General features: G+C 36.0%; 14 protein-coding genes. 7 read left to right on the forward strand and 7 right to left on the reverse strand.

Annotated features, from left to right (window positions below; genetic code table 11):
• Positions 1-32: 32 nt before the first annotated feature.
• On the forward strand, positions 33-737 hold the full coding sequence (locus C1634_RS08755) for a DUF4294 domain-containing protein (protein WP_109738245.1): 705 nt from the start codon (positions 33-35) through the stop codon (positions 735-737).
• 21 nt (positions 738-758) lie between these two features.
• Here C1634_RS08755 and C1634_RS08760 read toward each other — a convergent pair whose 3' ends face one another.
• Both C1634_RS08760 and mnmD read right to left on the reverse strand, forming a co-directional pair.
• Entirely contained in the window at positions 759-1,175 is a 417-nt protein-coding gene (locus C1634_RS08760; protein WP_103235057.1) for an NUDIX domain-containing protein, read from the reverse strand.
• Positions 1,176-1,292: 117 nt separating this feature from the next.
• Complete coding sequence (mnmD, locus tag C1634_RS08765; RefSeq protein WP_103235056.1) at positions 1,293-1,967, reverse strand: tRNA (5-methylaminomethyl-2-thiouridine)(34)-methyltransferase MnmD; 675 nt, start codon at positions 1,965-1,967, stop codon at positions 1,293-1,295.
• Between the two features lie 85 nt (positions 1,968-2,052).
• On the opposite strand from mnmD, the gene C1634_RS08770 reads away from it, so the two are divergent.
• The 5 genes from C1634_RS08770 to C1634_RS08790 all read left to right on the forward strand — a co-directional run bounded on the left by C1634_RS08770 (position 2,053) and on the right by C1634_RS08790 (position 6,098).
• Complete coding sequence (locus C1634_RS08770; protein WP_109738246.1) at positions 2,053-3,123, forward strand: branched-chain amino acid aminotransferase; 1,071 nt, start codon at positions 2,053-2,055, stop codon at positions 3,121-3,123.
• 214 nt (positions 3,124-3,337) lie between these two features.
• Positions 3,338-3,850, forward strand: coding sequence for an FKBP-type peptidyl-prolyl cis-trans isomerase (locus tag C1634_RS08775; RefSeq protein ID WP_103235581.1), 513 nt, complete (start codon positions 3,338-3,340; stop codon positions 3,848-3,850).
• A gap of 81 nt (positions 3,851-3,931) precedes the next feature.
• Complete coding sequence (locus tag C1634_RS08780; protein WP_228410045.1) at positions 3,932-4,969, forward strand: peptidylprolyl isomerase; 1,038 nt, start codon at positions 3,932-3,934, stop codon at positions 4,967-4,969.
• Between the two features lie 172 nt (positions 4,970-5,141).
• Positions 5,142-5,717: a hypothetical protein gene (locus tag C1634_RS08785; RefSeq protein ID WP_109738247.1), complete on the forward strand. Its 576-nt coding sequence runs from the start codon at positions 5,142-5,144 to the stop codon at positions 5,715-5,717.
• A gap of 159 nt (positions 5,718-5,876) precedes the next feature.
• A complete protein-coding gene (locus tag C1634_RS08790; protein ID WP_103233716.1) occupies positions 5,877-6,098 on the forward strand; it encodes a hypothetical protein in 222 nt (73 codons plus the stop codon).
• A gap of 181 nt (positions 6,099-6,279) precedes the next feature.
• On the opposite strand, the gene C1634_RS08795 is transcribed toward C1634_RS08790, so the two are convergent.
• Positions 6,280-6,510 carry a hypothetical protein gene (locus tag C1634_RS08795; protein WP_103233717.1) on the reverse strand — a complete coding sequence of 77 codons (231 nt, stop codon included), beginning with the start codon at positions 6,508-6,510 and terminating at the stop codon, positions 6,280-6,282.
• Positions 6,511-7,111: 601 nt separating this feature from the next.
• Here C1634_RS08795 and C1634_RS08800 point away from each other — a divergent pair.
• Positions 7,112-7,633, forward strand: coding sequence for a hypothetical protein (locus C1634_RS08800; RefSeq protein ID WP_103233718.1), 522 nt, complete (start codon positions 7,112-7,114; stop codon positions 7,631-7,633).
• Positions 7,634-7,883: 250 nt separating this feature from the next.
• On the opposite strand, the gene C1634_RS08805 is transcribed toward C1634_RS08800, so the two are convergent.
• From C1634_RS08805 to C1634_RS08820, 4 genes are read right to left on the reverse strand one after another with little or no spacing between them, the layout of a single operon-like run.
• Positions 7,884-9,242: a M20/M25/M40 family metallo-hydrolase gene (locus tag C1634_RS08805; RefSeq protein WP_103233719.1), complete on the reverse strand. Its 1,359-nt coding sequence runs from the start codon at positions 9,240-9,242 to the stop codon at positions 7,884-7,886.
• A 2-nt stretch (positions 9,243-9,244) separates the two neighbouring features.
• Positions 9,245-10,603 carry a M28 family peptidase gene (locus tag C1634_RS08810; protein ID WP_103233720.1) on the reverse strand — a complete coding sequence of 453 codons (1,359 nt, stop codon included), beginning with the start codon at positions 10,601-10,603 and terminating at the stop codon, positions 9,245-9,247.
• A gap of 2 nt (positions 10,604-10,605) precedes the next feature.
• Positions 10,606-12,009: a M28 family peptidase gene (locus tag C1634_RS08815; RefSeq protein WP_109738249.1), complete on the reverse strand. Its 1,404-nt coding sequence runs from the start codon at positions 12,007-12,009 to the stop codon at positions 10,606-10,608.
• A 55-nt stretch (positions 12,010-12,064) separates the two neighbouring features.
• Positions 12,065-13,309 (reverse strand): DUF1015 domain-containing protein, encoded by a 1,245-nt coding sequence (locus tag C1634_RS08820; RefSeq protein WP_103233722.1) that lies wholly within the window; start codon positions 13,307-13,309, stop codon positions 12,065-12,067.
• Between the last annotated feature and the right edge of the window lies 1 nt (position 13,310).

Here is a 13,310-nt window from a genome sequence, read left to right on the forward strand (position 1 = left end):
CGTTTAATTTTGTTCTTATAAGTGTAAAAATAATGAATTTTAGTAAGATTATCTGCCTTTTTATTTTCTTTTTTGGAGTCAGTGTTTTTGGACAAAAGGATGTTGTAGTGGCAAAACCACTCAATCAATATCCGGCTGAATCATTGAAAACAGATGAATTTGGAAATAAATATTATTATGATGAACAGCAAAAGGTCAAGATTTATGAAATCAATGGCGAGCCTGTAGTCGTATTGGATGAATTGATTTTGGTTAATAAACCAAGATTTAATAATCAGCTTGACAGAAATTACTATTATTTTCTGAATAAAAAACTGTACAGAGTATATCCTTTATTTGTTACGGCACTCCAGCAGTACCGAGATATTCAGAAGGATATGAACGATATGGATAGCAAAGCCAAAAGAAAGTTTGTAAGAGAAAGACAGAATATGCTTGCCGATCAGTATGAAAAACAACTGAGAGATCTTACCACTACCGAAGGGCAGGTTTTTGCAAAACTGATGAATAGGGCTACCGGAAAAAATGTATTTGAAATTATCAAAGAGTTGAGAGGAGGATGGAGCGCTTTCTGGTGGAATGTGAAAGGGAAAATGGCCGATATTGATCTGAAAGACGGTTATGACCCCCATAACAACAGAACGGATGAATTTGTAGAATCATTGCTTCAATCCAATTGGAATTCTGGTTATCTGCAACCTTATCCGGGTGCAACTGATTTTAAAGTCAAGAAATAATATAAATTCCTGTAAGAACACTTACAGGAATTTTTCTTTTAATTTATCGAAGACTATTTTATCTATCGGGAGAGGAAAAGGATTGTCTGGTCTGTCGATATCAATCCATTCTGTTTTTTCAATGCAGGGATCCATAATAAGGAAATCCTCTTCATTGGCAATGTCTACTATATAATATATGGTAAGAAGCTGCTCATTTTCTTTGAAACGGGAAACCAGAAAGTTTTCCTGAGTATAAAAATGTTCCAGAACATTTACCTTTACATTAAGCTCTTCATCAAACTCACGATGCAGACACTCCAATACACCTTCACCATATTCTAATCCACCACCTGGAAATTTCATTAAAGGTTCGCCGGCATATTCCTCAAATAAGGTCAGAACTTGTTTATCTTTTACCGCACATCCATACACTCTAATGTTGATCTTATCTATCATATATATAATGTATAATATTTGTATAGCTAATGTAAGGAATTTTTATGAGTCATATAAAGGTAAAAGGGCAAAATACGAAGCAAATTTCCTTGTTAATAATTTCGTCCTTTTACTATTTTACAGCTTCACGGCATTAATCATCTCTCTCTTTCCTGGAGGACCTTGTTTTTTCTCTACCTGAAAATTCAGTTCCTGAAGAATTCTTCTTACGCTGCCTTTGGAAGAGTAGGTCGTTAATAATCCGTTAATGGCCATTTTGTCAGAAACCAGTTCAAATAATGGTTTTTCCCATAGATCAGGCTGTACTCTGGCTCCGAAGCAATCGAAATAAACAAGATTGATTTTAGGCAAATCAATGTCCTTTAGGTCAAAAAAATCACATTCTATCTTGTTTAAGTTGAATCCATTAATGATTTCTACTGACTTTCCCCAATCTGCCAGATGAATTTTCTGATAAATATTTTTAAACTCAGGGTTGTCAAAAAGCTCAAAGTAAGCCAAATCCTTAACTTCAGATTCATTTATTGGATATTTTTCGAGCGAAAAATAATTAATGACATGATTTTTGTCAGTTTTTAAATATTCATTAATTGTTACTAAAACATTCAAACCTGTTCCAAAACCGAGTTCTAGAATATTAATTTCGTAATCATTTACCAGATTTAATCCGTTTTTGATAAACACATGTTCTGCTTCTTGAAGTGCTCCATGATGAGAATGGTAGTTTTCATTTAATTCATTGATAAACAATGTTTTACTGCCGTCGTTTGTGGTCTTAATCTCTCTTTTCAAGCTATTTTTTTGTCAAATTTACTCTAAAATTTTTATATTTAGAAAATTATGTTAAATTTGTAGAACATCGTAAAAATTTTAAAAAATGATAATTCAAAAAACTGAAAACTCCAGAATTTCAACATTTGACCCTAACAATTTTTCATTTGGTGGTACTTTCATTGATCATATGATTATTTGTGAGTATGAAGATGGAAAATGGGGTGATGTAAAATTAGTTCCTTACGGTCCGATACCATTTACACCTGCTATGATGGGAGTAAACTATGGACAAGCTTGTTTTGAAGGTATGAAAGCTTATAAAGACAAAGACGGGCAGGTTTTACTTTTCAGACCGGAAAAGAATTTTGAACGTATCAATAAGTCAGCAAAACGTCTTGCTATGCCAGAGGTGACTGAAGAAATGTTTTTAGACGGATTAAAAGCATTAGTAGATATCGATAGAGAGTGGATTCCACAGGGGGAAGGAATGTCACTATATATCAGACCGTTAATTTTTGCTACAGAAGAAGCTTTGAAAGCTAGAGTATCTAATAAATATATGTTTGCTATCGTTGCAACACCAGCGAAGAGCTATTACTCAGAACCGGTATCAGTGAAAATTTCTGATCACTATTCAAGAGCTGCAAACGGAGGAGTAGGTTCTGCAAAAGCTGCAGGTAACTATGCTGCTTCTTTCTATCCTACACAATTGGCTATCGAAGAAGGATATGAGCAGATTATCTGGACCGATGATGCTACTCACGAATATTTCGAAGAAAGTGGTACTATGAATGTATTTGTAAGAATCAATGATACAATCTATACACCTCCGACTTCTGAAAAAATTCTTGATGGAGTAACAAGAGACAGCTTCATCCAATTGGCTAAGAAAAGAGGAATTGAAGTGAAAGTAGAGCCAATCCCTGTAAAAACAGTTATTGAAGCTTTGAAAGAAGGTGCTCTTAAAGAAGTATGGGGAGTAGGTACAGCAGTGGTTACTACTCAGTTCCAGGCTTTAGGATATCAGGGTGAGAAATTGGAACTTCCAAGATTATCTGATGATGAAAGCTATGCGGCTCTTCTTAAGAAAGATTTGGTAGACCTACAAAATAACTTGACTGAAGATCCATTCGGATGGAGAGTTATCGTAGATCACGCTCTGGAAACAGTTTAATCTTAACTGAACAAAATAATATACAGAAACCGGGAATTCCCCGGTTTTTTTTGTAGGCATGCATTCATATAAATATAAAGTGGATGAATCTCCTTTAACTATAGGATTAAATTTAACAGTCTGGTTCTATTAGCAGATAGATATTATTACATTCACATATTTCTTCGTCAAGTTTTGTAATTGATTCGCGAAATGTGTATTTTCGCAAAAGTTTATGAGAAAATTACTCTTCATATCAGCCATAAGCCTGTTGAGCTGCAACAGAAATGCACAGACTGCCCATCCACCTGTAGGCGGTGTTTTGAGTCAAAAAGATCTGGATGTTTCTAAAAACAGGATGAAAAATCTGAATACCATAGAAAGAGGCCAGATTCAGGATTGGATCAATGGCCAGTCTGTGAAGTATTATCCTACGCAGCTTAATTACTGGGTGACGGCAGAAGGCTATGATCAGAGAGAAAGAAGAAAAGATGAATCTTTGATTTCTTACTCTTATGATCTGTACGATTTTGACCAGACTAAAATCTATGAGCAGTCTTTTGAAAGAAGAGATGCCAGATTCGGGCACTTTGATGAACTGAGAGCAGTGGAGAACGCTTTGCGTTTTATACATGATGGAGAGGAAGTAACGCTTTTGGTGCCGTCTTCTTTGGCTTACGGAACTTTCGGAGACGAAAAGAAAATAGATAACGACATTCCATTAATCATAAAATTAAAAGCCCTATAATACATGAAATTGTTTAACAAGAATATAATTCTGGCAGCGGCAAGTATTTCGCTGATGAGTTGTACCCCAATTTATAAAAAAATGAACGTAGACAAAGAAACTTACGAAGGTCTTAATGACGGGCTTTATGCCAATCTTCAAACCACAAAAGGTAATTTGATTGTGAAGCTTGAAGACAAGAAAGCACCAGTAACTGTAGCCAACTTTATCGGTCTTGCAGAAGGGAAAATCGACAACAAAGCTAAGGCTAAGGGAGTTCCTTATTATGACGGAACTATTTTCCACAGAGTGATCAAAGATTTCATGATCCAAGGGGGAGACCCTAAAGGAACTGGAGCAGGTGATCCGGGATATAAATTCGAGGACGAAAGAAACGACCTTAAACACACAGGAAAAGGTATTCTTTCTATGGCGAATTCTGGACCCAATACAAACGGTTCTCAGTTCTTCATCACTGAAGTGGCAACTCCTTGGCTAGATGGAAGACACACAATCTTCGGAAAAGTAGTAAAAGGTAATGATGTAATTGATGTAATTGCTAACGTTGAAAAAGGAGCTCAGGATAAGCCTAAAACAGATATCGTTTTAGAAAAAGTTTCTGTTTTCAGTAAAGGTGACGAATATAAGCACTACGATGCAGCTAAAACTTTCAATGAAGGAAAAGCTAAAATCGCAGAAAACAATAAAGCTTTTGCTGCTAAAGAAGAAGCTGAAAAAAAGAAAAAAGAAGAAGAATTCAAAGCTAATCAGGAAAAATTGGTTGAAAACCTAAAAGCTGGTATGCAAAAAACTGAATCAGGTCTTTATTATAAAATCACCAAAACAGCTGATGGGAAAGCTCCAAAAGTTGGTGACAATGTATCTGTACACTATGCAGGTAAATTGGTAGACGGAACTGAGTTTGATTCTTCATTCAAAAGAAATGAGCCTATCGATATTCCAATTGGAATGGGAAGAGTAATCAAAGGATGGGATGAAGGTATCCTATTATTGAAAGAAGGTGAAACTGCTACATTATTGATCCCGCCGGCAATGGCTTACGGAGAAAGAGGTGCAGGAGGAGTTATTCCGCCAAACTCTTGGTTAGTGTTCGATGTTGAGCTTGTAAAAGTAAAATAATTGAATCTTCAAAATATTCTCAAAAGCCGTCCGATAAGGACGGCTTTTTTTATTCTGCTCAAATACATTCTGTAACGATCTGCGTACATGTTGCGACACATTTTAATATCTGGGAAGTTTAATGATTTTTCTGGTAAAAAGTAATCTAAAAATTTGTAATAACTATTAAATAATGAAAACTAAATCACTTCTGTTTCTGTTTGTTCTGCTGTCGTTTATGGCTTTTTCTCAGACCAAAGCAAATCCTGACGATGCAGCGATAAAAAAATCACTTACTTATTTTGTAAACAGTATTAAATCTAAACAGATAGATCAAGCGGTAAGTTGTATATATCCAAAATTCTTCACCATAGTTTCAAAAGAGCAGATGACACAGATTTTGAATATGACTTACAATAATCCATTCATGAAAATTGAAGTGCAGGATTTAAAGTTTGGAAATATTGAAAATCCTGAACTCATTACGGGTGAATATTTTTCTATTACCCATTATTTTTTGAAACTGAAATGCAATGTCAGCTCATTAAATGATGACATGAAACAAAAAATGAACAGCGCTTTAACAGCCAAATATGGTGCTAATAATGTAAAATATCTAGCGAGTGAAGGTTCATATCTCATCAACGCCAATATGAAAGCCTGTGCTGTTTCAAAAGATAAAAAAAACTGGAAATTTGTTATTCTGGAAAAGGAATATAAAAAAGAACTGGTGAAAGTCTTACCGAAGAAGATTCTGGATAAATTTTAAAGGGTTAAGCAGCAAGCTTCAATTTTTTTATTAAAATAATACCGTCTTGAAAAAGACGGTTTTTTTGTTTCCTATAAAATACCGTAGAAATACGGATTTCAGTAAGGGTTTAATACTTCTATCTTTACCCATCACTTATAAGAAACAAAATAGAAAAATATGTTTGATCTGAATTACGACCTGATAAAAAAAGAAATTGAGTCAGAAATGTGTGAAGAACACGGTCTGCATCCGGAGCTGATTCAAGCAGATGAAGGCTTTGGAATAAAAGCCTGTTGTGAACCTTTCAGGGAGAAAATGGTCGAAAAATCCGGTAAAATGATTGAGGAAGAGACAAAAACGATTCTTGATAAAATGATGAAGGATCTGTTTAAAGAATAAGTTTTTACAATGTTAAGATAACTTTGTTGTTATCGCAGAGCTGCTCCTGATGGGGTAGCTTTTTTTGTTGTACATTTTTAACCTTGCTATCTACAAAAGTAATGAACAATAAATTATAAAAAAAACCGCCCCCAAAAGGACGGTTTTTTCAGTAAAAATTAATTGAAAGTTATATGTTCTGTTATCTTTTCTTCATACCCGTTCCAGCCAGGGAACTAATGAATACAAGGCCAAAGCCGATATAAGCAGCAAATGCCGTCAGATATATTATTAAGCTATTTAAGCTTGGTTTTAAGGCATATACCAAAACCGAAAATGCAGCAAAACTCATCACCAACAATAGGCTCCATATATTCAATTTTGCAGCATCTTCATTTCTCTTAAAAATCATTTCAAAAAAGGATCTCATCATTACTAACATTTTAAGGGTTATACATTAATTAAAGAATAAAGGCGCACTCATCACGGTAAAAAGAATAAATTCCTTTACTGGGCTAAGATTCACGATGACTTTGCCATTTATTTATATCGTAATACCGGGCTAAAAGTCCGGGATATTTTTGTTTTTTTGAATCAATAAAGATTCTTGGTTATTGATGATACCAGTTAGATACGGGGTGCAAAACTGCTGTGATTAACTAACGGGGGTTAGTTAATCACGAGCCCGTATCTTTTACGGCATCGTAGAAAAAAAAGGATTCATATGCTAGATATGAACTTGAATCAGTGGAAAAACTGAAAATCCACAGAAAACCTTTTTTCTCATCCTTAGTGCTTTTTTAATTTTTTCTCAATATTCTACATGCCAATATCATGCCAAAACATTACTTTTGCGATTAACACTTTGTTTTAAGAGATTGATATGAGTCCTGTTGGAACGTGTTTTCATCTGTTATTTCCTTAAACAAAGAAAAATTTTCTATTTTTAAGGTTTAATAATTTGAAACGAAGAAAATATTACAGTTTGATCCTATTTTTATCCCATTTAAAATACTTGTAGAAAAATTTTAAAAATGAATCAGGAAAGCCTAAAAGATAATATTGAGGTCTGTATAGCTAACCTTTTGCGGCTGGCAAAGGTTCATTGCTGGAATACAATTTCTCCTCATTTGTTTTTTATTCTATCTGATTGTAATGAATTTGAAGGATCCAATTTATCAGAGAAGATGAGATTCAGGACCAGAATAAATAATTCAAAAACACTGTTGACTTTAGATTGGGCACTGGAAATTTTGCATCAAAAGTTTTATGACCTTTACGATGTCACTCTGTATATTTTTCAAGTAAATAAATATAAAACTATTGTAGAAATTCAATATTACAGAAAATCCAATTTGGATGCTGATTATTTTGCTGTAGTAAAAGATAATCCGCCCATGTTTCATTCAAAAATTGAAATGCCGGTGTATGCATGGGAGGGAAGAAAATTTGATATTAATTGGGAATCCGGTGGAGGAATGGATCATGCATTGAAAATGTTTTGGTGGAAGCATTTTTTATATAATCGTAAAATTAAAGGGAAAAAACACAGATAACACAAATGTTGTTGCACGAATTTCACGAATAAAAAAAGTGGGAATTCAGACATAAAAGGACACACAATTATACGTGACAATCTGTGAAATCTGTAGTTACAAATAGGGTTTTAAAATCATATAAATTTTGGCTGAAGCCATTGGAATACCTTCATAAAGATAAATGGGCTAAAGCCCGTTCCTATTGAATTAAATCGCAGTATTAATATTTAAAAAAAGAAAACCGCCTCTAAAGACGGTTTCATATGTATTACCAGTTTTTATCGATCATATAAATAATCTGTGTCAAAGTGGTAGCGCCTAATAAGAGTTCTCTTCGGTTTACCTTTTCAAAAGTATCTTCTTCCGTATGGTGAATATCGAAATAGCGCTGAGAATCCGGCATCAATTCAGCCGCTGGAATTCCCAGGTCATGAAGTGGATAAAGGTCTGTTCCTGAAAATCTCTCTTCGAAATTGTAAACTCCATAAGGAAGGAATAGGTTTGACCAGCTTTTGATTTGATTTCTTTTCGCATCATCCATATCCAGGGCAATACCTCTTGGCGCAAAACCTCCGGCATCTGTTTCTATCGCGAAAAGATGTTTTTCATTCTTTTCTTTTACTGTTTTACCATATTGAATTCCGCCTTTTACTCCGTTTTCTTCATTCGCAAAGCAGACTACTCTGATGGTGTGATTGTTTTGCATTCCTAGTTTTTTAAATGTTCTCAAGACCTCAATGCTCTGAACAATTCCGGCTCCGTCATCATGTGCTCCTTCGCCTACATCCCAGGAATCAAGGTGTCCGCCTACAACGATTACACTTTGATCTTTCTTGCCTGTAATTTCTCCAATAACAGAATGGGAGAGTTTTTCTCCTTTCATCCCACAGTTGGAATTAAGTTTAGCAGTTATTTTCTGGCTTTTCAACAAAGCTTCTAGTTCATCTGCTGTAGTGCTTCCGATGGCTACAGCTGGTATTTTGGTTACTTTATCTTCATAACGCATCGCTCCGGTGTGGGGAACATCGTCAAAAGCTGAAGATAAAGATCGTATGATGGCAAATTTACCTCCTTTTTTAGCAGTTAAAGATGCGGCTGTAGTTCTGTATTTTGCAGCATCACCGTATCCTTTGAATGTCTCTATGAATGACTGGCTGAAAGGGTAGTTGAAGAATACAATTTTATCTTTTACTTTTTCAGCAGGAAGCTTGTCATATTCTTCCATAGATTTTACCATGATGATTTCTCCGGAAACATCTTTTCCTCCGGTTCCTTCAGAATTTCCAAGGGAAAGCATTTTAAGGCTTTTCCATTTTCCGTTGGAAGCTTGGATGTGGAGGGATTCTTTTCCTCTTACCCATACCGGGATCATCACTTCCTGAAGCCATACTTTATCAGCTCCGGCATCACGGAGTTTCTGTGCGGCCCATTGTACTGATTTCTCATAGGCTTCGGAACCGCTTAAGCGATGCCCTATATTTTTTGTAAGCTCTCTCAGCTCAGTATATCCTTTTCCATTGTTCAGGATCTCCGTAGAGATTTTTCTAAACTGAATAGAATCATCTTTGGATTGGGCAAAAACAGCCATTCCAAAAAGTAATAATGAAGTTCCTAGTATCTTTTTCATGGTTACCAATTTTTATCGATCATATAAATAAGTTGTGTCATCACCGCAGAACCGAGTAACAGTTCTCTACGGTTGACTTTTTCAAAAGTGTCTTCTGCTGTATGGTGAATATCAAAATAACGTTGCGGATCAGGAACCAGCTCAGCAGTGGGAACTCCCATTTCGTGAAGGGGAGCAATATCTGATCCTGAATATTTTCCGTCAAAGTTGTAAACGCCATATGGTAAAAATAGATTGACCCAGCTTTTGATCTGGTTTCTTTGAGGCTCATCCATTTCCAGGGAAATTCCTCTGGGTGAAAAACCTCCGGCATCTGTTTCTATTGCAAAAAGATGTTTTTCGTTATTTTCTTTGGCAATTTTGCCATATTGTTTTCCGCCTTTTGTCCCATTTTCTTCGTTGGCAAAACAAACGGCACGGATGGTATGGCTATTTTGTATTCCTAATTTCTTAAAAGTTCTCAGTACCTCAATACTCTGTACAATTCCTGCTCCGTCATCATGTGCCCCTTCACCTACATCCCAGGAATCCAGATGACCTCCTACGACAATTACGCTTTGGTCTTTCTTGCCTGTAATTTCACCAATGACAGAGTGGGAGAGCTTTTCTCCTTTCATGCCACAATTGGAATTGAGTTTAGCAGTAACCTTTTGATTTTTCAATAATGCTTCCAGGTCATCAGCTGATGTGTTTCCGATCGTTATGGCCGGTACTTTGGGAATATTTTCTTCATAGCGCATGTTTCCTGTATGAGGAACGTCGTCAAAAGCTGAAGATAAAGATCGGATAATGGCAAATTTACCTCCTTTTTTAGCCGTTAAAGAAGCTGCAGTCCGTCTATAGGCTCCTGCTTCACGGTAAGAAATAAAAGTCTGTACATTTCCCTGATTAAAAGGGTAGTTGAAGAATACAATTTTACCTTTTACTTTTTCTGGGGGAAGCTGATCATATTCTTCCAGAGATTTTACCATAATAATATCACCCGAAACGTCTTTTCCGTTGGTACCTTCAGAATTTCCAAGAGAAAGCATTGGAAGGCTTTTCCATTTTCCGTTAGAAGTTTGGATGTGCAAGGATTCTTTTCCTCTTACCCATACCGGGATCATCACCTCCTGAAGCCATACTTTATCAGCTCCGGCATCACGGAGTTTCTGTGCAGCCCATTGTACCGATTTTTCATAGGCTTCAGATCCGCTTAAACGGTGTCCGATATTTTTGGTAAGCTCTCTCAGCTCAGTATATCCTTTGCCATTGTTCAGGATTTCGGTGGAAATCCTTTTGAACTGGATAGAATCTTCTTTACTCTGGCCAAAAACAGCCATTCCAAAAAGCAATAATGAAGTTCCTACTATCTTTTTCATTGTTACCAGTTTTTATCAACCATAAAAATCATCTGTGTTATAGCAACTGCTCCGAGAAGAAGTTCTCTTTTGTTCACTTTGTCGAAAGTATCTTGTTCGGAATGGTGATAATCAAAATATCTTTGTGTGTCTACAACAAGCTCTGCTAAAGGAATGTCTAGCTTTTTTAAAGGAGAGATATCCTGAATTGCTTCTGTTTGGTCAAAATCATAAACGCCATAAGGAAGAAAATATTCTTTCCATGGATAAACCAGCCTTCTTCTTTGAGGTGACATATCCAAAGAAAATCCTCGTGGAGAATACCCTCCAGCATCTGTTCCTAAGGCAAATATGTGCTTTTCATCTCTCTTTTTTACATAAGCAGCGTACATCTCACGGCCTTGTCCTCCGTTTTCGCTATTGGCGTACAAGACTACCCGGATGGTGTGGTTGTTTTCGTATCCAAGCGCCTTCAGCGTTCTTAAAACTTCCATACACTGCACAACACCTGTCCCGTCATCTACTGCACCTTCACCTACGTCCCAGGAATCAAGCTGAGCGCCTAAAACAATCACTTTAGAATCTTTTTTGCCCTGAATTTCAGCAATGATATTTGGATTCGTCGTGTCTCCTTTTGATTCAGCAGTCATGTTGATTTTAGCAGTAACTTTTTGTTTTTTTACTATTTTTTCCAACTCATCTGCGGATCTTACTCCAATGGATAAAGCCGGAATTTTTATTTTATCCTCTGGCTCATAATAAATCATTTTGGCATGAGGAGTGTCGTCATTAGCTGTAGTTAATGATCTTATAATTAATGCTTTTGCACCTGTTTTAGCAATGATAGAAGCGGAAACTAATTTTGATTTTGCCGTCTGTAAATAGGAATCACTTGTATTAATGATTTTCGGATCCATTGGAACATTCACGAAGACGATTTTATCTTTTAACTGGCCTATCGACATTGCATTGAGCTCTGAAGTGGAATTAATTAAAACAATTTCGCCTACCAGATCTTTTCCACCTGTTCCTTCAGAGTTTCCAAAAGAAAGCATTCGGATATTTTTCCAATCTCCGTTTCCGGCTTTTATCTGTAAAGATTCTTTTCCTCTGATCCAGACAGGAGCTTTGGCCTCTTGTCTCCAGATCATATCAATACCAATTTCCTTGAACTTTTTTTCTGCCCATTCTACTGCTTTTGCATAGCCGGGAGTGGCACTGAAACGCGGTCCGACCCCTTTCGTAAGTTCTCCAAGGTTATCGTAGGCTTTACCATTGGTTAGAATTTCGTCCGAAATCTTTCTAAATTCATCATGATAATTGAATTTGGCAACGGTACCTTTTTTTGCCGGACTTTTTTGTGGCTTTTTTTGAGAAAATAAAAATCCACTCAAAAAGAGTGGAAGTATAATGAATATTTTTTTCATTTTTTATTTACCTTTCTTTTTCCATTGATAAAAGTAGGAAAAAAATAGGAATTTATTAAGGTTTCATGTCGTACATTAACAGGGCTGTAATCAGTTTTGGTTCAATAAATGTACATTTCGGAGGCATGCTTAGCTTTAGATCTGAAATTTTAATCATATCATTAAAACTTACAGGATAGATTCCAAAACCGACCTTACCTTCACCACTGTCTATCTTTTCTTTTAAAATATTGATTCCGTTGATGTTGGAGGTTCCTTTTACATAAGAGATGAGCTCAGAGCTATCCGGATCTTCAATTTTCAGGATATTTTTGAAAATATATTTGTCTAAAAGATGGTGGTCCAGATTGTCCAGAGACATTTCTTTAGAACGAAGGTCGTGCTTTACGTGAAGAGAGTAAAACTTCCCATCCATATACATTGAAATATGGAATTTCTGAGAAGGATAGTAGGATGTTTCTCCTTTTTCATGGATAAGGAAATAATGCTCAAGCTCTTTTAGGAACGCCTCAGGAGAAATACCGTTCAGATCATGTAAAATTCTGTTGTAGTCATGAATTTTAATAGACTGGTTGGAAACGATAAAACTGAACACAAAGTTGTAAAGCTCTGTGCCGTTATGTCTTTTGTTTTTCTCTTTATGATACTTTGCATTCAATGCTGTAGAACCGATTCTGTGGTGTCCGTCAGCAATGTAAAATGAATCGATCTGATCAATTACTTCTTTGAATTGCTGCAGTTTCAGACGGTTGTCTATTCTCCATATTTTATGTCTGATGCCAATAGAGTCTATGTGATTGAAGATAGGAACATTTTTTTCCTCATGATTCATCAGCAGCTCAATTTTTGAGTTGGCAGGGTAGGTAAGAAGAACAGGTTCTGCCTGCAGACTTACTTTCTCAAGATAATGAGCCAGTTTTTCTTTTTTCTGAGGAATGGTACTTTCGTGTCTTTTGATTTTTCCATTCCAGAAATCTTCAATACTAGCCAATCCGAGAAGTCCCCTGAACACTTGTTTGTTGGGGTAGATCTGCTCATAAAGATAATAGGCTGAATTGTCCTGGACCAATTTCTTCTCGTCCAGAAGTTCTTCAAATGTAGATCGGATCTTTCGAAGATTCCGGTCAATATCTTTAGATTTACTTACAACATAGGGTTTAATCATATTGATGTAAGTATTTTCAACTTGAGCTTTCTCTGCAATCTCTTCCTGGGTGAAATTATCCAGTGGATGTGTAGGGAAAGTACTCTCAAAGTCTCTATGAGGTCTAATTCCACGGAAAGGTTTAAAAACAGGCATA

This window comes from Chryseobacterium viscerum, assembly GCF_002899945.2.
Lineage (GTDB): Bacteria > Bacteroidota > Bacteroidia > Flavobacteriales > Weeksellaceae > Chryseobacterium > Chryseobacterium viscerum.

What these genes read in the sequence shown, in the direction of transcription:
- C1634_RS08790 (WP_103233716.1), top strand. Translation starts at nt 5,877, where the DNA reads ATGTTTGATCTGAATTACGACCTGATAAAAAAAGAAATTGAGTCAGAA.
- C1634_RS08785 (WP_109738247.1), top strand. Translation starts at nt 5,142, where the DNA reads ATGAAAACTAAATCACTTCTGTTTCTGTTTGTTCTGCTGTCGTTTATG.
- C1634_RS08810 (WP_103233720.1), bottom strand. Translation starts at nt 10,603, where the DNA reads ATGAAAAAGATAGTAGGAACTTCATTATTGCTTTTTGGAATGGCTGTT.
- C1634_RS08770 (WP_109738246.1), top strand. Translation starts at nt 2,053, where the DNA reads ATGATAATTCAAAAAACTGAAAACTCCAGAATTTCAACATTTGACCCT.
- C1634_RS08775 (WP_103235581.1), top strand. Translation starts at nt 3,338, where the DNA reads ATGAGAAAATTACTCTTCATATCAGCCATAAGCCTGTTGAGCTGCAAC.
- C1634_RS08820 (WP_103233722.1), bottom strand. Translation starts at nt 13,309, where the DNA reads ATGCCTGTTTTTAAACCTTTCCGTGGAATTAGACCTCATAGAGACTTT.
- C1634_RS08805 (WP_103233719.1), bottom strand. Translation starts at nt 9,242, where the DNA reads ATGAAAAAGATACTAGGAACTTCATTATTACTTTTTGGAATGGCTGTT.
- C1634_RS08755 (WP_109738245.1), top strand. Translation starts at nt 33, where the DNA reads ATGAATTTTAGTAAGATTATCTGCCTTTTTATTTTCTTTTTTGGAGTC.
- C1634_RS08800 (WP_103233718.1), top strand. Translation starts at nt 7,112, where the DNA reads ATGAATCAGGAAAGCCTAAAAGATAATATTGAGGTCTGTATAGCTAAC.
- C1634_RS08815 (WP_109738249.1), bottom strand. Translation starts at nt 12,009, where the DNA reads ATGAAAAAAATATTCATTATACTTCCACTCTTTTTGAGTGGATTTTTA.
- C1634_RS08795 (WP_103233717.1), bottom strand. Translation starts at nt 6,510, where the DNA reads ATGATGAGATCCTTTTTTGAAATGATTTTTAAGAGAAATGAAGATGCT.
- C1634_RS08780 (WP_228410045.1), top strand. Translation starts at nt 3,932, where the DNA reads ATGAACGTAGACAAAGAAACTTACGAAGGTCTTAATGACGGGCTTTAT.
- C1634_RS08760 (WP_103235057.1), bottom strand. Translation starts at nt 1,175, where the DNA reads ATGATAGATAAGATCAACATTAGAGTGTATGGATGTGCGGTAAAAGAT.